We start from the raw sequence: 18135 nt of genomic DNA on the forward strand, positions 1-18135 counted from the left end.
GGCCGACCGCGACGACCGGGCGATGCTTCAGCGCGTCCAGCCCCGGTCCGGCCCAGGCCACCCCCTGCGCGCTGGTGAAGAGCAGCGCGTCGACCGTCTCGGGTTCGGGCGGGGTCCAGTCGATCGCGCGAGTCGCGAAGAAGGGCAGCGACCGCGCCTCCAGTCCGGCCGCGTGCAGGGCGGCGATCGTCGCGGCATGGCCGGGTTCGGGCCGGACGACGACGACCGCCACCGGGTTCAGCCCCCGGCGAACAGGCGGCGCACCTCGGGCGGCGCGCGGTCGAGCAGGTCGATCGCCAGCCGGGGGCCAAGATCCTCGTCCAGCGCGCCTTCGATCCAGCCGCTCACCCGTGCCCCCCCGTCCTCCGACAAGAGTTCGGCCCGCAGCGTCAGCATCTCCCCCGACAGCGAGGCGAGCGCCGCCACCGGGCTGTGGCAATCGGCGGCGAGTGCGGCGAGCAGCGCGCGCTCGGCCATGACGCAGCCATGGGTCTCGGCATGGTCGATCGAGGCGATCAGCATCGTCGCCGCCGCGTCGTCGGCGCGCGTCTCGATCCCCACCGCGCCCTGGGCCGGGGCGGGCAGCATCTGGTCGGTCGGCACCGCGCGACCGACATCGCGCCCCAGCCGGTCGAGCCCGGCGGCGGCGAGCAGCGTCGCGTCCATCTCGCCGCTCGCCAGCTTGGCGAGCCGGGTGTCGACATTGCCGCGAAGCAGCGTGATGGTCAGGTCCGGGCGATGCGACAGGAGCTGCGCGCGCCGACGCGGGCTGCTCGTCCCGACCACCGCGCCGGGGGGCAGGTCGGCGATCGTCGCCACGCCGATCAGCCGGTCGCGGACATCGGCACGCGGCAGCATCGCGGCGATGCGCAGCCAGTCGGGGCGGATCGTCTCGACATCCTTCATCGAATGGACCGAGGCGTCGATCTCCCCGTCCAGCAGCGCGCGGTCCAGTTCCTTGGTCCACAGTGCCTTGCCGCCGATCTCGGCCAGCGCGCGGTCCTGTACCCGGTCGCCGGTGGTCTTGATCGGCACGATCTCGACGGCGTCGGCGTCCCACCCCTGCGCGGCGGCGAGCGCGGTGCGCACCATATGCGCCTGGGTGAGGGCCAGCGGCGAACCGCGCGTACCGAGCCGGAAACGAACCATGAGCAAGCCTTTGCCGCATCAGGCCCCCCTTCGACAACCGTCCTGCGAGGGACTATGGGATGGGCCATGCTGATCCTGGGACTGGAATCCTCATGCGACGAGACGGCCGCCGCACTCGTCACCGATGACGGCCGCGTGCTGGCGCACCGGCTATTGGGGCAGGAGGCGGCGCATGCCCCGTTCGGCGGCGTCGTCCCCGAAATCGCCGCGCGCGCGCATGTCGAGGCGATGGAGCCGCTGGTCGCCGCCGCCTTCGCCGATGCGGGCGTCAGCCTGTCCGACGTCGACGCGATCGCCGCGACGGCGGGACCGGGGCTGATCGGCGGGGTGATGGTCGGGCTCGTCACCGGCAAGGCGCTCGCCCATGCGGCGGGCAAGCCGCTGATCGCGGTCAACCATCTGGAGGGCCATGCCCTGTCGCCGCGCCTGTCGGATCGCACGCTGGCCTATCCCTATCTGCTGCTGCTCGTCTCGGGCGGGCATTGCCAGTTGCTGCTGGTCGAGGGCGTGGGGCGCTACCGCCGGATGGCGACGACGATCGACGATGCGGCGGGGGAGGCGTTCGACAAGACCGCCAAGCTGCTCGGCCTGGGCTATCCCGGCGGGCCGCGTGTCGAGGCGACGGCGCGCGAGGGCAATCCTCATGCGGTGCCGCTGCCCCGTCCGCTGAAGGGCGCGGCCGAGCCGCATTTCTCCTTCGCGGGGTTGAAGAGCGCGGTGGCGCGCGCGGTCGGGCATTACCCGCCCGAGGACATCGCCGCCTCGTTCCAGCAGGCGGTTGTCGACTGCCTGCTCGACCGCACCCGCCGCGCCCTGGCCGATGTGCCGCCGGTGACGGCCTTGGTCGTCGCGGGCGGCGTGGCGGCGAACACCGTCATCCGGGGCGCGCTGGAGGGGCTCGCCGCCGAGCATGGCCTGCGCTTCGTCGCACCGCCGCTCTGGCTGTGCACCGACAATGCCGCGATGATCGCCTGGGCGGGGGTCGAGCGGTTTCACGAAGGGCTGACCGATCCGCTCGACAGCCCGGCGCGGGCGCGCTGGCCGCTCGATCCGGCGGCGGAGGCGGTGCGTGGCGCGGGAGTGAAGGCATGAGGATCGGGGTGATCGGCGCGGGTGCCTGGGGCACCGCGCTCGCGCAGGTGGCGGCGCATGGCGGTCGGCCGGTGCGGATCTGGGCACGCGATCCGGCGGTGGCCGACGCGATCAACGCGACCCATGCCAACCCGCTGTATCTGCCCGGCATCGCGCTGTCGCCGAGCATCGAGGCGGTCAGCGATCCGGCGGCGATGGCGGAGATGGAGGCGCTGCTGGTCGTGACGCCCGCTCAGGCCGTGGGCGCGGTGCTGGCCACCATGCCGGTGGGATCGAAGCCGCTGGTCCTCTGCTCGAAGGGGATCGAGGCGGGGACGCGGCGGCTGGTCGGACAGGTCGCGCGGGCGCTTCATCCCCATGCGCCGATCGCGGTGCTGTCGGGGCCGACCTTCGCGCACGAGGTGGCGGCCGGGCTGCCCACGGCGGTGACGCTGGCGTGCGAGCAGGCGGACGTGCGCGAACGCCTCTCCGCCCGCATCGCGGCACCGCATTTCCGGCCCTATGCCACCGACGACGTGACCGGCGCGGAGATCGGCGGGGCGATCAAGAACGTCCTCGCCATCGGCTGCGGCGTGGTCGAGGGCGCGGGGCTGGGCCAGAATGCGCGCGCCGCGTTGATCGCGCGCGGCTTTGCCGAGATGACCCGTTTCGGGCTGGCGCGCGGCGGACGTGCGGAGACGCTGGCGGGACTGTCGGGGCTGGGCGACCTGGTGCTGACCTGTTCGTCGACCGCATCGCGCAACTTCTCGCTGGGTGTCGGTCTGGGTCAGGGGCGTTCGGCGGCGGAATTGCTCGCGGATCGGCGGACCGTGGCGGAGGGGGCCTTCACCGCGCCGGTGCTGCGCCAGGCGGCGGCGGAGGCGGGGGTCGACATGCCGGTGTGCGACGCGGTGTGCCGGTTGCTTGAAGGCGCCAAGGTGGGGGAGGTGATCGGGGCCCTGCTGGCGCGGCCGCTGAAGGCGGAAGGGGCGTAGGGCCCGTCCTCCATCGCTCAGGCTGAACGGGGGGAGGGAACGGGCGGGGCATTACCGCAGCACCCGCCTCGCCAGCGCTGCGCAATCCGCGCTTTGCGCATGAGGGCCGGTGTGTCCGGTGATCGCACGGCCGATCGACTTGAAGATATTGCCGACCGACTTGACCTCCTTCGGGATGACCAGATCCGGCTTTTCCAGCGTCCCGGTCACCGTCGCCGTCCCGTCGAGCCTCAGCGTCGCGCCCTGTTTCGGCGCACCGGTCAGGCGCAATGCCAGACGCTCGTCGGGGAAGCTCACCGTCCCGGTGCCGTCCAGCCTGCTGCGCGAGGTATCGACGATCAGCGGATCGGCGCGACCCGTGCCACCCCGCATGTCGACACCCACGATCAGGCAGCGCAGGCTCGCCCGCGCGTTGTCGCCCATGAAGGCGGCACCCGCGTCGAAGCCCAGCGCCGCCGCATAGCGATCGGGGAGCGAGCCGTTGGCGACGACCAGTCCGATCCGCCCGTCCGATCGCCCGACCGCCGCGCGTATCGTCTCGCCGCTGCCCGCCAGCCTGGCGCGCGCGGCGACCCGGCCGGTGATCGCGGTCTGGCCCGACAGCGACAACACACTCGCTCCGGTCAGGCGGAGGTCGAGCGAGAGGCTGGGAACCCGGCGCCCGTTGCGCTGGTCGACCACCGCCTGGCCCGTCACCACGCCTTCGCGCAAGCCGAGGCGGATATCGCCGATCGTCAGACGCTGGTGATCCATCGTCATCCGTCCCGCCAGCCCGGTAATCGACGAAGGGCCCTGCGCGCTGACGACGCGCCCGACGCGGAAGCGGATCGTGCCGTCGGTCGTGTCGATCTTCGCGATGTCGATCCGGGTGTTCGGCACCAGTCGCGGCCCGATGCGACGTTCGAGCGCGGCCGCCTCCGCGCGACCTTGCGCCGAGGACAAATCGTCGAAATCAAGCTGCCGCGCGACCACCGCCCCGTCGAGCAGGGTGCGGCCGTCCTTCTTGTCGACGGTCAACGACCCGGTCAGGTCGGACCGGCCGATCCGCCCCTTCAGATCGGTGATCGTCCAGCGCGGACGATCATGGCGGACATGCGCGGTCAGTTGGACGGCACGCGTCTGGAACAGTCCGGCCTCGATCACCGCGTCGATCCGCTTGAGATCGTCGGCGCGCGCGGTCAGGTCCAGCGTCATCGCATCGGTATCGAAAGGCCGGTCCATCGTACCGCGCGCGGTCATCGCCAGCGCCTGCCCCGCGATCCGCGCCTCGAACGGCCATCGTCCGGGCTTCACCGCCGCGCCGGTGACGCTGACCCGAACCGGTGCGCCCCGGACCGAGCCGGTTCCCTCGGCGCGGATGCCCTTGTCGGGATCGGCGGCGATCCGCAAAATGGCGTCGCGGTCCTGCCTGGCGTCGCGGTAGCTGACCACCCCGTCGGTGATGGTCAGCCCCTGCAGATCGGTCGAGCTGCCGCCCTCCTCCGGCTCGCCGGGACGCGACCAGTTGGTGCGGCCCCCCTTGTCACGGACGAGCGCCAGGCGAAGGCCCGAGACGCTGATATCCTCGGGCACGAAGCGGCCCTTCAGCAGCGGCCAGACCGAGAAGCGGATCTCCGCCCGCCCGACGCGTGCGAAATCGCCCCGTCCGGCCCAGATCGCCTGCGGGATGCGCAGATCCTCGACCGCGATGACGGGATGGAAGCCGAACCGGTCGACGCGGTGGACCGATCCGATCGTCACCGGCCGCCCGAACCGCTCGGTCGCCGCGCGCGTGACCGCGCCGCGCAGCACGCCCCAGGGAAAGACCGCCAGGACCAGCAGCAGGATCAGCGGCACCGTCACCAATGCGCCGACGGCGATCCGCCCCCATTTTCGCCGCCCCCATGTTCGCCGCCCCGTCGCCGGGCGATCCTTCGCCTGTTCCATAGCAAGCCGGACGCGCGACACGGGGGTTCGTTCCGGCTGCGTCAGGAACCCGACGCGCGGAAGATTGCCCCGAGCCCCGCCGCACCCTAGATATGCGGGAACGGCCATCAGGAGCTCCCCGCGTTGATCCTCATCCTTCAGATCCTCAAGATTCTGCTCAACGTCGTCTGGTGGGTGATCATCGTGCAGGCGATCCTGTCCTGGCTGATCGCCTTCAACGTGATCAACACCTCGAACGACTTCATCCGTTCGGTCTGGTACGCGCTGCAGCGGATGACCGATCCGCTCTATCGTCCGATCCGCCGCATCCTTCCCGATTTCGGCGCGCTCGACCTGTCGCCGATGGTCGTGCTGCTCGCGGTCATCATCCTGGGCAAGATCCTCGACGCCGCCATCCTGCAGCAAATGTACGGCGGCGCGGTCGTCGCCGGATAGCGGTGCCCGCCTGGACGCTTCGGGCGGACGGCATCCAGATCGCGGTGCGCGTCACCCCGCGCGGCGGGCGCGATGCGCTGACCGCCGGGACCGACGAGCATTTCGCCGCGCGCCTCTCCGCCCCACCGGTCGACGGCGCGGCCAACGCGGCGCTGGTCCCGCTCGTCGCCGGGCATTTCGGCGTGCCCAGGCGCGCGGTGACGATCATCGCGGGTGAAACGGCGCGATTGAAGCGGCTGCACGTGGCGGGCGACCCACATACACTGGCGCGTATCGCGCAGGCGCTTTATGGCGATCAGCCATGACCCCAGATACCCCCGTGACCGGCGCCACGATCATCGACGGCAAGGCGTTCGCCGCCGGCCTCCGCTCCCGCATCGCCACCCAGGTCGCGCGCTTCCGCGAACAGGCGGGCCGCGCACCCGGCCTCGCGGTCGTGCTGGTCGGCGAGGACCCGGCCTCCAGCGTCTATGTCCGCTCCAAGGGCAAGGCGACGCGCGAGGCGGGGATGGAAAGTTTCGAGCATCGCCTGCCCATCGACACCGACCAGGCGACGCTGCTGGCGCTGGTCGAGCGCCTCAACCAGGATCCGACCGTCGACGGCATCCTCGTCCAGCTGCCGCTGCCACGCCAGATCGACGCGCAGGCGGTGATCCAGGCGATCGACCCCGACAAGGACGTCGACGGCTTTCACCCGGTCAATGCCGGACGGCTGGCGACGGGTGTCGAGGGCTTCGTGCCCTGTACCCCGCTCGGTTGCCTGATGCTGCTCAAGAGCATTCACGCCAACCTGTCGGGGATGGACGCGGTCGTCGTCGGGCGCTCGAACATCGTCGGCAAGCCGATGGCGCAGTTGCTGCTGGGCGAAAGCTGCACCGTGACCGTGGCGCATAGCCGCACCCGCGATCTGCCCGAGGTCGTCGGTCGCGCCGATATCGTCGTGGCGGCGGTGGGCGTGCCCGGACTCGTCAAGGGCGCGTGGATCAAGCCCGGCGCCAGCGTCATCGATGTCGGGATCAACCGGACCGAGACGGGGCTTGTCGGCGATGTCGAATATGACACGGCGGCGGCGCGCGCGGGGGCGATCACCCCGGTGCCGGGCGGCGTCGGGCCGATGACGATCGCGGTGCTGTTGCGCAACACGCTGGTGTCGGCGGGACGGCGCGCGGGCGTCGCGATCGACCAGGCGGCGCTGTAAGGTCGTGCTCGAGCTCTATATCTCCTCGCTGATCACCTTCTTCGTGGTGATCGATCCGCCGGGTTGCGCACCGATCTATGCGGGGCTTTCGGCGGGCGCGACGCCGCAGCATCGCCGGGCGATGGCGATCCGCGCGGTCATGGTCGCCTCCGCCATCCTGTTCGTCTTCGCGCTGTTCGGCGAGGCGTTGCTCCATGGGCTGGGCATCGAGATGCCTGCCTTCCGCATCGCGGGCGGCATCATGCTGTTCCTGATCGCGCTGGAGATGGTGTTCGAGAAGCGGACGCAGCGGCGCGAGGACCGTGCCGCCAAGGTCGCCGACGATCCGCACGAGGCGGAGGACGTGTCGATCTTCCCGATGGCGATGCCGATGATCGCCGGGCCGGGTTCGATCGCGACGGTGATGCTGTTGATGAGCCGCAACCAGGGGCTGGAAGGCTCGCTGGTGGTGCTGGCCGCGATGGTCTCGATCCTGCTGCTGACGCTGGTCGCGCTGCTGGCGGCGGGGCCGCTGATGCGACTGCTCGGCGCCAAGATCGAAGCGGTGATCACCCGCGTGCTCGGCGTATTGCTCGCCGCGCTGGCGGTGCAGTTCGTGATCGACGGGGTGACCGCCAGCCTGAAGTGATCCTCCCCTTTCGGGGAGGATTTTCCGTTCAGTCGATCCGGTACAGCCTCAGCGGCGAACCCTTGGGCAGCGGCAGCGGGGTCAGCCAGTTCGGCACCCAGCCATGCGCCATCCGGTCGTAGAAGCCACCAGGCGCCCGCGCGCGGTAATTGGTCGACTCGGCCATGTCCGGACAGATCAGCAGCAAGGTCGCGCCGTGCCGCTTCATGATCGCGCGCGCCTGTGCCTCATTGCCCTGGAAGGCGTGCTGCACGTCGAGGATCGCGTCGCCATTGCGGTGATAGGGCCCCGCGATCGCATCATGGTGGGTCGTGACGATCAGCCGCGGGCCCAGATCGACGAAGGTGAAGACCGTCGCCCTGGGATAGGCGTTGACCCGCGTCAGCACCGAGGTGCGGACGCACTGGCCCGTCGCCCGGTTGACCCGCGCGGCATAGCCCGAGGGTTGCGCGGCGGGCAGGTATTTCAGCACCAGCGCGGCCACGAGCCCGGTCGGCACCAGGATCAGAGCGACCACCAGCGGCACCCGCAGTAGCGGCGAACGCAACCGGTTGACCAGCGGCAGGAGCATCCAGATGAGCGCCGCGACGCCGGGCACCGCCAGCATCTGCGCCGCCGGGGCCGCACGCGCCTGCCACAACAGCATCGCGCAGGCGAAGGCGGTGAACAGCGCGACCGCGCTCCACCCGATCGTCCGCCGCCGCCACGCCGCCAGCGCTGCGCCGATCAGGCCGATCACCGGCATGATCGCCATCGGCAGCGCGACGCGCAGCGGATGCTTGTAGATCGGCTTGGCCTCGCGGACATTGTTGAGCCAGTTGCGCTGTAATTCCGGGCTGACCTGTTCGGGGCGGGTCAGGCATTGCGGGAACAGGCTGGCAAAGCCACCCGCGATGACCGCACCGGCGACCACCGCCAGCCCCAGCCGCGCGCCCCGCGACGCGGGATTGATCCGCGCGAGCAGGAACAGCAGCGCGCCCGCGACCACCGTCACCGACAGCCAGACGGGGGTCAGCGCGTCGCAGCGCATCGCGTAATTGGCGTTGGAGGCGAAGGCGGCGAATCCCGCCGCGCTGCCGCCGCCAAGCGTCAGCGCATAGACCGCGAGCCGGGGCGCCTCGTCACGGTCCCAGACCCAGCGCAGCGTCAGGATCGCCCCCGCCATCGCGGCATAGGGCAGCATCTCCAGCCCGATGGCGAGCGACACCGCGCTGCCCAGCCCGACCATCGCGCCGCCGCGCCGCGCCTGCGGGTCGCACAGCCCCGCGACGGTGACCGCCAGCATCGCGAGCTGCCATCCGTGATGGTCGATGCGCATCGGCATGTACATCAGCATGGTCGAGCTGGCGCAGAGCAGCAGGATGATCCCCAGCGGCCAGATGAAGGGCGCGATCAGCCGCCGGATCGTCGCCGCGATCGCCACCATGGTGATCGACAGTGGGATGATCGGCGCCAGGCCGCAGGCGAGTCGCTCGGCCCAGGCGGGGCTGGTGAACAGGCGGAAGAAGAGGATCAGCCCGGCGATCGGCAGGTCGACGATGCGGCTCCAGTGGATGTCGAAGCCCCGGGGCGGATTCATCCGGTACTGGCGCAGATCGTACCAGCCCTGTCCGTCCATCCAGGCGCGCACCTGCATCAGCCGCATATTGTCGTCGGTGTCGCCCAGCGAACACCAGCGTATCTGGCCCCAGCGGTCGTACATGTACCAGGCGGCGATCGCGACCCAGGCGATCAGCACCCAGCGTCGCCAGTGCCGATCCAACTCGCCCTGCAGACGTTCCAAAGACGCTTCCCTCATACCCGCCTGCGGCTTAAGGCGCAGGACACGGAGTCCGCTCTATCGCGAGCGGCGCAAAGGGCAAGGTTGGGCGCGGATTGGCTATTCTACGGAATCGGATCGGACAGTGGCGGGACAGCGGAATGCTGGGCCAGCTCATCCGCTTCGGCATCGCGGGCGGCCTGTCGACGGTCGTCTATTCGGCGGTCTATCTGCCGCTGACCTATTGGGTGTTGCCGCACGACCGCGCCGTGCTGGCGGTGCCGCCGGCCTTTCTGGTCGCGGTGATCTTCGGCTTCTTCCTGCACAGCGCATGGAGCTTTCGCGGTCATGGCAGCCGCGACTCGAGCGGAAGGCAGCATCTCAAATTCCTGGTGGTCCAGGGCTTTGGCCTTACATTGAACGCGATCTTCACCTGGATTGCGACCGGGCTTCTGCATCAACAACCCTGGGTCGCGTTGATCCCGGTGGTCACGATCACGCCGATCGCGACCTTCGCGCTCAACCGCCAATGGGTCTTCGGATAAGTTCATGGACCGTATCGTTTACGACCGCATGGCCGCGCATGATTCCACCCATTGGTGGTATCGCGCCCGCCGCGACATCCTGGCCGATTACCTGACCCGCTACGGCAAGCTGCCGGGCGAAGCGCGCATCCTGGAGATCGGTTGCGGCACCGGGCACAACCTGCCGATGCTGGCGGGATTCGGCACGGTCGACGCGATCGAGATCGATCCGGCGGCGCGCGCGATCGCATCGGAGCGGCTGGGCAAGCCGGTCGACGCCGCGCCGCTCCCCGAACTGCCGGGGATCGAACGCGGCGCATATGACCTGATCGCGGTGCTCGACGTGGTCGAGCATATCGAGGACGACGTCGCCGCGCTCGCCGCGATGAAGGCGTGCCTGAAGCCCGGCGGCAAGATCCTGATCGCGGTGCCCGCGCATCAATGGATGTGGTCGGCGCATGACGTGGTGAACCATCACCATCGCCGCTATTCCAAGACCACGCTGGTATCGGCGATCGAAAAGGCGGGGCTCAAGCCACGCAAGCTCGGCTATTTCAACTCGCTGCTGTTCCCGCTCGCCGCCGCCGCGCGGATCGCGGGTCGGCTGAGCGGTCGCGACGACAGCGACGATTCGCCCCCGCCCGCACCGCTCAACAAGGCGTTCGAGGCGATCTTCCGGCTGGAGCGGCATCTGGTCGGGCGCGTCCCGATGACGCCGGGGGTTTCGATCGTGACGTTGGCGGAGCCTGTCTGAGGCCAAGGGAATCCCCCCGACGAATTCCGGTTCCGCTCCCCCGTCGAGCCGCCTAGGGAAGCCCCATGCTGGACTTTCATCGCGCCGATCTGGCCCGACTGGCCGCGCGGGACCGTTTGCGGGTGCTGGCCCCGCAGCGGGGCAAGGACTTCGCTTCCAACGATTATCTCGGCCTGGCAAGCCATCCCCGTCTCGCCGCCGCGATCACCGGGGCGATCGAACAGGGCGTCCCCGTCGGATCGGGCGGCTCACGCCTGCTGCGCGGCAATCACCCCGAGCATGAGGCGCTGGAGGCCGAAGCCGCCGCCTTTTTCGGCAGCGAGGCGAGCCTCTATTTCTCCTCGGGCTATGCCGCGAATGTCGCGATCCTGGCGACCCTGCCACAGCGGGGCGATCTGATCGTCCATGATGCGCTGGTCCATGCCAGTATGCGCGAGGGAATGACGCTGTCGCGCGCGCAGTCGGTGGCGGCGGCGCACAACGATGCCGACGCCTTCGACCGTGCGATCCGCGATTGGCGGGCGCAGGGCGGCAAGGGCACGGCGTGGATCGCGGGGGAGAGCCTCTATTCGATGGACGGCGACACCGCGCCGCTGGCGGAACTATACGCCGTGGCCGAGCGGCATGACGCGATGCTGATCGTCGACGAGGCGCATGCGACCGGTGTCTTCGGCGAGCGCGGGCAGGGGCTGGCCCGCGCGGGCGAGCGCGTCATCACGCTCCATACCTGTGGCAAGGCGATGGGGTGCGAGGGGGCACTGGTCGCGGGGCCCGCGATCGTTCGCGACTACCTGGTCAATCGCGGACGGGGTTTCGTCTTCTCGACCGCGCCCTCGCCACTGATGGCGCGCGGCGTGCGCGAGAGCCTGCGCATCCTGGCCGACGAGCCCGAGCGGCGCACCGCGCTGCGCGAGCGGACGGCGCTGGCCGGGGCGCATCTGGCCAGGCACGGCGCGCTGGTGCAGGGTACGCCGATCCTGCCGCTGATCCTGCGCGACAATGGCCGCACCATGCGCGCGGCGGAGGCGTTGCAGGAACAGGGCTATGACATACGCGGCATCCGCCCGCCGACCGTGCCGGTGGGCTCGGCACGGTTGCGGCTGTCGATCACCCTGAACGTCGAGGCGGCGGATATCCTCGCGCTCGACCAGGCACTCAGCGAGGTTCTGGCATGAGCACGGTCATCGTCACCGGCACCGATACCGAGATCGGCAAGACCGTCTTCGCCGCCGCGCTGACCGGCGCGCTTGGCGCAAGCTATTGGAAACCGGTCCAGGCTGGCACCGACGAGCAGGGTCATGGCGATGCGGAGACCGTCGCCGCGCTCAGCGGGCGGCCCGTCCTGCCCTCCGCCTACCGGCTCAGGACCCCCTGTTCGCCGCACCGCGCCGCCGAGATCGACGGGCTGACGATCGCGCGCGAGCGGCTGGCGCTGCCGCAGGTCGACGGTCCGCTGGTCGCCGAGGGGGCGGGGGGCGTGCTGGTGCCCGTCACGCGGGAGATGCTGTTCGCCGATCTGTTCGCGCATTGGGGACGACCGGTCGTGCTGGTCGCGCGGACCGGTCTGGGGACGATCAACCACAGCCTGTTGTCGATCGAGGCGCTGCGCTCGCGCGGGGTGCCGATCCTGGGCGTCGCGTTCGTCGGCGAGGCGGTCGAGGACAGCGAGGCGACGATCGCCGCGATCGGCGGGGTGAAGCGGCTCGGGCGCCTGCCGCGCCTGGCGACGCTCGATCGCGCCACGCTGGCGGCGGCGTTCGCCGCGCATTTCGACGTCGGCGATTTCCGGTGACCTCGCCTGTCTGGCATCCCTTCACCCAGCACGGCCTGGGTGAGCCGATTCCCAGCGTCGCCACGGCGTCGGGCGCGGTGCTGACCACGGTCGACGGGCGCGAGGTGATCGATGCGATCTCGAGCTGGTGGGTGACGACGCACGGGCACAACCATCCGCGAATCAGCGCCGCGATCGCCGCGCAGGCGGGCAGGCTGGACCAGATCATCTTCGCGGGCTGGACCCACGAACCCGCCGAAGAGGTCGCCGCCGAGCTGGTGCGGATCACCCCGGCCGCGCTGACCCGCGTCTTCTTCTCCGATTCGGGGTCGACCGCGGTCGAGGTCGCGCTGAAGATGGCGCTGGGTTACTGGCTGAACCGGGGCGAGCCGCGCGACCGGATCCTGGTCCTCGAACACAGCTATCATGGCGATACGATCGGCGCGATGTCGGTCGGTGCGCGCGGGGTCTACAACCGCGCCTATGCGCCGCTGCTCTTCGATGTCGGCACCATCCCCTTTCCCGGCGACGTGCAGGCGACACTCGACGCGCTGGAGGCGGCGTGTCGCGCGGGCGCGGCGGCGTTCATCGTCGAGCCCCTGGTGCTGGGGGCGGGCGGCATGTTGTTCTACGCGCCCGAGACGCTGGCGGCGATGCGCGGGATTTGCGCCGCGCACGGCGTGCTGTTCATCGCCGACGAGGTGATGACCGGCTGGGGCCGCACCGGCACGCTCTTCGCCTGCGAGCAGGCGGGGGTGGTGCCCGATATCCTCTGCCTGTCCAAGGGGCTGACCGGCGGGGCGGTGCCGCTGGCGGTGACGCTGGCGACCGACGCGATCTTCGAGGCGCACTGGTCGGAAACCGACCGGTCGAAACAGTTCTTCCACTCGTCCAGCTATACCGCCAACCCCATCGCCTGCGCGGCGGCGGCGGCCAATCTGGCGATCTGGCGCGACGAGCCGGTGCAGGCGCGGATCGATGCGCTGGCGGCGGCGCAGGCCCGGCATCTGGCGGCGGTCGACGGCATGGCGGCGGTCCGCAACCCCCGCCGCTTCGGCACCATCGCCGCGTTCGAACTGGGCGCGGGGCAGGATTATCTCTCCGACCTAGCACCCCGTCTGCTCGCGCATTTCCGCGAGCGGAACCTGCTGGTACGGCCGATGGGCAACGGCATCTACGTCATGCCGCCCTATTCGATCACGCCCGACCAGCTCGGTGCGGTCTGGGCCGGCATCGGCGAGGCAATCGATCGCTTCGGGGATTCCGCCGGGAAGCTTTGACTTTTCAACCATTCATTTGCTTTATCCGGCGGCGATCAGAAGAGGAGCAGGCATGAGCGTGGCGACGGCAAGAGCGATCGGGGCTCTGGCATCGATGACGGCGCTGGTCTGGAGCCTCGCCGCCTCCGCGCAGACGGTGCCCGCGTCGCCCGCCGCCGCGCCGTCGACGCCGCTGGGGCCGATCAACGCCGACCTGCCGCCGGGGGGCGACAGCTATCGCCGGGCGATCGTCGCGACGCCGGTCGCCGCCCCCAACTGGACGCTGTCCGCCTGGGTCCAGCCGCGCGGCGTCGACGGCAAGGGCACGACGATGCTGATCGGTGGCTTCGGCAACCCGGCATCGGGGCCGCGCCGCTATCTCGCGCTGGTCGATGGCCAGCCCGCGCTCGTCACCGAGGCGGGCGTGGTGCAGGGCGGCGGCACCGCCGATCGCAACAAATGGGTCAATATCGCCGCCAGCTATGACGGAAAGGTGGTGCGGCTGTTCGTCGGCGGCCGACAGGTGGTGCAACGCGCGCTGACCCTCGAACCGGTCACCGGCGTCGCGACGCTGGCACCGCGCGACTATCAGCCGGTGTTCGCGGGCAAGATCATCGACTTCCGCATGGTGCGCGAGGTCGTCGATCCGCTGACCATCCGCGTCGCCGCCCGGCGGGCGCCCGATCCGGCGAAGATGGCGCTGCAGACCGGCAGCCCGAGCTGGCCGTTCCAGACCCGCCAGATGCAGGGGCAGACCACCCCGCAGGACGCCTGGACGCTGCCCCAGTCCAAGGCGCCGATCCCGACCAGCGGCACGGCCAGGCCCGAGCCAAAGGATCCCGCGCTCGTCTCCACCGCCACGGGCCAGTGGGCGGTGAATGGCTGGCGACTGATCGAGGCGGCGAAGGTCGGCCCCGGCGGCGCGGACCTGTCGCAGGGGAATTTCGACTCGAGCAAATGGTATGCCGCGACCGTGCCGGGCACGGTGCTGACCACCCTCGTCGATCGCGGCGTCTATCCCGATCCCTCGGTGGGGCTCAACAACCTCGCCATCCCCGAGACGCTGGCGCGACAGGATTACTGGTATCGCACCGAGTTCGACACGCCCGCGGAGGCGGCCGGGCGGACCATGTGGCTGACCTTCAACGGCGTGAATTATTCGGCCGAGGTGTGGGTCAACGGCCGGTCGGTGGGCACGATGAAGGGCGCCTTCATCCGTGGCCGCTTCCCCGTGACGCTGGCCGCCGGGCGCAATGCGATCGCGGTGCGGGTCTCGCCGCCGCCACATCCGGGCATCGCGCACGAGGAATCGATGACGGCGGGTGTCGGCGAGAATGGCGGCGTCCAGATGCTCGACGGTCCGACCTTCGTCGCGACCGAGGGGTGGGACTGGATCCCGAGCGTCCGCGACCGCAATACCGGGCTGTGGCAGGGCGTGACGCTGGCCGCGACCGGCCCGGCGGTGATCGGCGACCCGCAGGTCGTCACCACTTTGCCCAAGCCCGACAATTCGGTCGCCGATGTCGAGATCGCGGTGCCCGTCACCAATAACGGCCAGGCGCCCGTGACGGCGACGGTGCGCGCGGTGTTCGACGATGTCGTCGTGGAAAAGCCGGTGACGGTCGCCCCCGGCCAGACGATCCGCGCGCTCCTGTCGCCCGCCGAGTTCCCGCAGCTTTCGGTCAAGAACCCCCGGCTCTGGTGGCCCAATGGCTATGGCGACCCGGCCCTGCACGGGCTTGCGATCACCGCGGCGGTCGACGGCGCGCTGTCGGACTCCAAATCGCTCCGCTTCGGTATGCGGCAGGTGACCTATGACCTGTCGCTGTTCGACAATGACGGCGATCTGGAGCGGGTGACGCTCGATCTCAATCGCGTGCGTGGCGGCCAGCGGGTGGTCGACACCAGCCATGCGGCGATCCGCACGACCGCCAATGGCTGGGCGATGAGCTTCAGCCCCGGCGGCGACCAGTCGGCGGCGGTCAGCAAGCCGCAGGACGACCCCCGGCTCGCCCCCTATCTCGTGCTGCGCGTCAACGGGGTGCGGATCGCGGCGCGCGGCGGCAATATCGGCATGGACGACTTCATGAAGCGCGTCGACCGCGCGCATCTGGAGCCGTTCTTCCGCCTCCACCGCGACGCGCATCTCAACATCGTCCGCAACTGGGTGGGCCAGAATACCGAGGAGAGCTTCTTCGACCTGGCCGACGAATATGGCCTGATGGTGCTGTCCGATTTCTGGGAGTCGACCCAGGATTACAATATGGAGGCGGAGGATCCCCAATTCTTCCTCGCCAACGCGGCCGATGTCGTCCGCCGCTATCGCAACCACCCCTCGATCGTCGCCTGGTTCGGGCGCAACGAGGGCGTGCCGCAGCCGATCCTGAATACCGGGCTGGACACGCTGCTGCGCGCCGAGGACGGCACGCGGCTCTACATGCCGTCCTCCAACGCGGTGAATTTGCAGGGGTCGGGGCCGTATAACTGGCGGCCGCCGGTCGAATATTTCACCGACCACGCCAAGGGCTTCTCGGTCGAGGTCGGCACCCCGTCGCTCCCCACGCTCGAATCCTGGAAGCGCGCCATTCCGGCCGAGGCGGATCGCTGGCCGATCGGCGATGTCTGGGCCTATCACGACTGGCACCAGACCGGGAACGGCGCGGTGAAGACCTATATGGACGCGCTCGAGCGCCGGTTCGGCCCGTCGACCGGCCTGGCCGATTTCGAGCGCAAGGCGCAGATGATGGAGTATGAATCCTATCGCGCCATTTTCGAGGGGATGAACGCGGGTCTGTGGACCGAGAATTCGGGACGGATGCTGTGGATGACGCAACCCGCCTGGCCGTCCTCGGCGTGGCAGATCTTCTCGTCCGACTATGACACCCATGCCGCCTTCTACGGGGTCAAGAAGGCCGCCGAGCCGATCCACGTCCAGATGAACTTGCCCGACCACCGCGTCGTCCTCATCAACAACACGCGCGACGCGCTGAAGGGCGTGCAGGTGCGTGCGAAGATCGTCGGGCTCGACGGCCGGTCGGAGGGCGAGCAGGAGGCGAAGGTCGTCGCCAATGCCGAGGGGGTGACGCCGGTCCTGGCCCTCGACCTCGCCTCCGCGATGAAGCGCGGTCCGGTGCTCGTCCGACTGGAGGCGACCGACGCGGGCGGGCAGGTCCTGTCGACCAACAGCTATTGGCAGGCGCAGGACGATGCGGGCTATCGCGCGCTGACCGGCATGGCGGCGGCGACGGTGACCGCTACGACCAGCCTCCAGGGCGAGGGCGAGGAGACGCTGGCCAACGTCACGCTGACCAATACCGGCCAGGTGCCCGCGATCGAGACCAAGCTGACCGTGATGAACGCCGACGGCACCCAGGTGCTGCCCGCCTATTTCAGCGACAATTACGTCACCCTGCTGCCGGGAGAATCGCGCGTGATCGAAATACGCTATCCGACCGCGAAGGCGGACAAGCCCGGCGTGACCCTGCGCGGCTGGAACGTCGCGGCGGGCCAGGTGGACCTGCGTCCGTGAGCCGCCGCGCCTTCCTCGCCGTCGCGGTGGCGCTGACGCTCGCCGGGCCCGTCCTGGCGCAGCAGAAGGAAAGCGACAGCCAGCGCTGGGCCCGCGAATGGGAAGAGCGGTTGCACAACGACTTCGGCTATCTCGCGCGCTATCGCGACGACAATGCCAGGCTGACGCCGACGCCGGGCCATCCCCGCATCGTCCTGATGGGCGATTCGATCACCCAGAATTGGGCGGACCGCGCGCCGGGCTTCTTCACGACCGGGCGGATCGGGCGCGGGATCAGCGGCCAGACGACGTCGCAGATGCTGCTTCGCTTTCGCCAGGATGTGATCGACCTCCACCCGGCGGTCGTGCAGATCATGGCGGGCACCAACGACATTGCGGGCAATACCGGGGCGACCACCGATGCGCAGGTGCAGGGCAACATCATGTCGATGGTCGAGCTGGCACGGGCGCATGGCATCCGCGTGATCCTGGCCTCGATCCCGCCCGCCGATCATTTCGAGTGGAAACCGGGCGTGAAGCCCGCCGCCCGGATCGCGGCGATGAACGCCTGGTCGAAGCGCTATGCGGCGCAGGTCGGCGCGACCTATGCCGATTACTGGTCGGTCCTGCATGTCGGCGACGCGCTGAACCCGGCCTATGGCACGGACGGCGTCCATCCCAATCCCGCGGGCTATGCCGCGATGGCGCCGGTCGCCGATGCCGCGATCGAACAGGCGCTCGGCCGCCCTCAGCCGCGCAGAATGCGGTAGTTCATCCGGGCGGTCGCGATCGGGCGGTCGCGATCGTCCTGCCAGGCGGTCGCCTCGACATTGGCGACCCGCTGGCCGAGGCGAAGGATGATGCCGACCGCGCGGGTCGGGTAATCGCGCCCGGTGCGCAGATAATCGGTCGTCACCGTCACCGGCTTGATCCGCGCAGCCCCCTCCTGCGACAGGCGGTGGGTCAGCGCGGCGATCCCCGCCACCTCCAGCAATCCCGCGATCGCGCCGCCCTGCAACAGGCCGGGCCAGCCCATGACATGGTCGCCGAACGGCATGACCAGCTCGGGCACGCCCGCGACCCAGTCGATCGAACAGCCGAGCAGCTCGGCATAGGGCGGCAGGACCATCGCCTGGCCGATGGCGGTGCGGGGCGGGC

At 70.0% G+C, this 18135-nt stretch carries 17 protein-coding genes and 1 pseudogene; 13 read left to right on the forward strand and 5 right to left on the reverse strand.

What is annotated here, in order from left to right; translation table 11 throughout:
* Both LRP66_RS11735 and hemC read right to left on the reverse strand, forming a co-directional pair.
* Window positions 1-232 (reverse strand): annotated as a pseudogene (locus tag LRP66_RS11735) (uroporphyrinogen-III synthase); the annotation flags it as partial.
* Between the two features lie 5 nt (window positions 233-237).
* A complete protein-coding gene (hemC, locus tag LRP66_RS11740) occupies window positions 238-1149 on the reverse strand; it encodes a hydroxymethylbilane synthase (protein ID WP_230482784.1) in 912 nt (303 codons plus the stop codon).
* A gap of 66 nt (window positions 1150-1215) precedes the next feature.
* On the opposite strand from hemC, the gene tsaD reads away from it, so the two are divergent.
* Entirely contained in the window at window positions 1216-2241 is a 1026-nt protein-coding gene (tsaD, locus tag LRP66_RS11745) for a tRNA (adenosine(37)-N6)-threonylcarbamoyltransferase complex transferase subunit TsaD (protein WP_230482785.1), read from the forward strand.
* On the forward strand, window positions 2238-3215 hold the full coding sequence (locus tag LRP66_RS11750) for an NAD(P)H-dependent glycerol-3-phosphate dehydrogenase (RefSeq protein WP_230482786.1): 978 nt from the start codon (window positions 2238-2240) through the stop codon (window positions 3213-3215). Before tsaD ends, LRP66_RS11750 begins: the two co-directional genes overlap by 4 nt.
* A gap of 51 nt (window positions 3216-3266) precedes the next feature.
* Here the strand turns inward: LRP66_RS11750 and LRP66_RS11755 are convergent, their stop codons facing one another.
* Entirely contained in the window at window positions 3267-5249 is a 1983-nt protein-coding gene (locus tag LRP66_RS11755) for an AsmA family protein (protein WP_230482787.1), read from the reverse strand.
* Between the two features lie 15 nt (window positions 5250-5264).
* Between LRP66_RS11755 and LRP66_RS11760 the strand changes: the two genes are divergently transcribed.
* Genes LRP66_RS11760 through LRP66_RS11775 form a run of 4 tightly spaced genes read left to right on the forward strand, consistent with a single transcriptional unit; the run spans window position 5265 to window position 7402 of the window.
* Window positions 5265-5576, forward strand: coding sequence for a YggT family protein (locus LRP66_RS11760; protein WP_230482788.1), 312 nt, complete (start codon window positions 5265-5267; stop codon window positions 5574-5576).
* A gap of 2 nt (window positions 5577-5578) precedes the next feature.
* Window positions 5579-5881 carry a DUF167 domain-containing protein gene (locus LRP66_RS11765; RefSeq protein ID WP_230482789.1) on the forward strand — a complete coding sequence of 101 codons (303 nt, stop codon included), beginning with the start codon at window positions 5579-5581 and terminating at the stop codon, window positions 5879-5881.
* The gene (gene folD, locus LRP66_RS11770) at window positions 5878-6774 is read left to right on the forward strand and encodes a bifunctional methylenetetrahydrofolate dehydrogenase/methenyltetrahydrofolate cyclohydrolase FolD (RefSeq protein WP_230482790.1); all 897 of its coding nucleotides are present in this window, start codon (window positions 5878-5880) and stop codon (window positions 6772-6774) included. The genes LRP66_RS11765 and folD overlap by 4 nt, the downstream gene beginning before the upstream one ends.
* Window positions 6775-6778: 4 nt before the next feature.
* Entirely contained in the window at window positions 6779-7402 is a 624-nt protein-coding gene (locus LRP66_RS11775; protein WP_230482791.1) for a MarC family protein, read from the forward strand.
* A 28-nt stretch (window positions 7403-7430) separates the two neighbouring features.
* On the opposite strand, the gene LRP66_RS11780 is transcribed toward LRP66_RS11775, so the two are convergent.
* Complete coding sequence (locus tag LRP66_RS11780; RefSeq protein ID WP_230482792.1) at window positions 7431-9200, reverse strand: AcrB/AcrD/AcrF family protein; 1770 nt, start codon at window positions 9198-9200, stop codon at window positions 7431-7433.
* A gap of 122 nt (window positions 9201-9322) precedes the next feature.
* Between LRP66_RS11780 and LRP66_RS11785 the strand changes: the two genes are divergently transcribed.
* The 7 genes from LRP66_RS11785 to LRP66_RS11815 all read left to right on the forward strand — a co-directional run bounded on the left by LRP66_RS11785 (window position 9323) and on the right by LRP66_RS11815 (window position 17747).
* Complete coding sequence (locus tag LRP66_RS11785; protein ID WP_230482793.1) at window positions 9323-9706, forward strand: GtrA family protein; 384 nt, start codon at window positions 9323-9325, stop codon at window positions 9704-9706.
* A 4-nt stretch (window positions 9707-9710) separates the two neighbouring features.
* The gene (locus tag LRP66_RS11790) at window positions 9711-10439 is read left to right on the forward strand and encodes a class I SAM-dependent methyltransferase (protein ID WP_230482794.1); all 729 of its coding nucleotides are present in this window, start codon (window positions 9711-9713) and stop codon (window positions 10437-10439) included.
* Between the two features lie 65 nt (window positions 10440-10504).
* Window positions 10505-11614 (forward strand): 8-amino-7-oxononanoate synthase, encoded by a 1110-nt coding sequence (locus LRP66_RS11795; protein WP_230482795.1) that lies wholly within the window; start codon window positions 10505-10507, stop codon window positions 11612-11614.
* Window positions 11611-12231: a dethiobiotin synthase gene (gene bioD / locus LRP66_RS11800; protein ID WP_230482796.1), complete on the forward strand. Its 621-nt coding sequence runs from the start codon at window positions 11611-11613 to the stop codon at window positions 12229-12231. Before LRP66_RS11795 ends, bioD begins: the two co-directional genes overlap by 4 nt.
* Window positions 12228-13490, forward strand: coding sequence for an adenosylmethionine--8-amino-7-oxononanoate transaminase (locus tag LRP66_RS11805; RefSeq protein WP_230482797.1), 1263 nt, complete (start codon window positions 12228-12230; stop codon window positions 13488-13490). The genes bioD and LRP66_RS11805 overlap by 4 nt, the downstream gene beginning before the upstream one ends.
* A 52-nt stretch (window positions 13491-13542) precedes the next feature.
* The gene (locus tag LRP66_RS11810; protein ID WP_230482798.1) at window positions 13543-16998 is read left to right on the forward strand and encodes a glycosyl hydrolase 2 galactose-binding domain-containing protein; all 3456 of its coding nucleotides are present in this window, start codon (window positions 13543-13545) and stop codon (window positions 16996-16998) included.
* Entirely contained in the window at window positions 16995-17747 is a 753-nt protein-coding gene (locus tag LRP66_RS11815; RefSeq protein ID WP_230482799.1) for a GDSL-type esterase/lipase family protein, read from the forward strand. Before LRP66_RS11810 ends, LRP66_RS11815 begins: the two co-directional genes overlap by 4 nt.
* Here LRP66_RS11815 and LRP66_RS11820 read toward each other — a convergent pair.
* Window positions 17726-18106 carry a PaaI family thioesterase gene (locus LRP66_RS11820; protein WP_230482861.1) on the reverse strand — a complete coding sequence of 127 codons (381 nt, stop codon included), beginning with the start codon at window positions 18104-18106 and terminating at the stop codon, window positions 17726-17728. The genes LRP66_RS11815 and LRP66_RS11820 overlap by 22 nt on opposite strands.
* Window positions 18107-18135 lie beyond the last annotated feature (29 nt).

This window comes from Sphingomonas sp. Leaf21 (genome assembly GCF_916858675.1).
Lineage (GTDB): Bacteria > Pseudomonadota > Alphaproteobacteria > Sphingomonadales > Sphingomonadaceae > Sphingomonas.

Excerpts from the sequence above, each read along its gene's own strand:
- LRP66_RS11790 (WP_230482794.1), top strand. The coding sequence starts at position 9,711 with ATGGACCGTATCGTTTACGACCGCATGGCCGCGCATGATTCCACCCAT.
- bioD (WP_230482796.1), top strand. The coding sequence starts at position 11,611 with ATGAGCACGGTCATCGTCACCGGCACCGATACCGAGATCGGCAAGACC.
- LRP66_RS11820 (WP_230482861.1), bottom strand. The coding sequence starts at position 18,106 with ATGGTCCTGCCGCCCTATGCCGAGCTGCTCGGCTGTTCGATCGACTGG.
- hemC (WP_230482784.1), bottom strand. The coding sequence starts at position 1,149 with ATGGTTCGTTTCCGGCTCGGTACGCGCGGTTCGCCGCTGGCCCTCACC.
- LRP66_RS11785 (WP_230482793.1), top strand. The coding sequence starts at position 9,323 with ATGCTGGGCCAGCTCATCCGCTTCGGCATCGCGGGCGGCCTGTCGACG.
- LRP66_RS11795 (WP_230482795.1), top strand. The coding sequence starts at position 10,505 with ATGCTGGACTTTCATCGCGCCGATCTGGCCCGACTGGCCGCGCGGGAC.
- LRP66_RS11810 (WP_230482798.1), top strand. The coding sequence starts at position 13,543 with ATGAGCGTGGCGACGGCAAGAGCGATCGGGGCTCTGGCATCGATGACG.
- tsaD (WP_230482785.1), top strand. The coding sequence starts at position 1,216 with ATGCTGATCCTGGGACTGGAATCCTCATGCGACGAGACGGCCGCCGCA.
- LRP66_RS11750 (WP_230482786.1), top strand. The coding sequence starts at position 2,238 with ATGAGGATCGGGGTGATCGGCGCGGGTGCCTGGGGCACCGCGCTCGCG.
- LRP66_RS11755 (WP_230482787.1), bottom strand. The coding sequence starts at position 5,249 with ATGGCCGTTCCCGCATATCTAGGGTGCGGCGGGGCTCGGGGCAATCTT.
- LRP66_RS11780 (WP_230482792.1), bottom strand. The coding sequence starts at position 9,200 with ATGAGGGAAGCGTCTTTGGAACGTCTGCAGGGCGAGTTGGATCGGCAC.
- folD (WP_230482790.1), top strand. The coding sequence starts at position 5,878 with ATGACCCCAGATACCCCCGTGACCGGCGCCACGATCATCGACGGCAAG.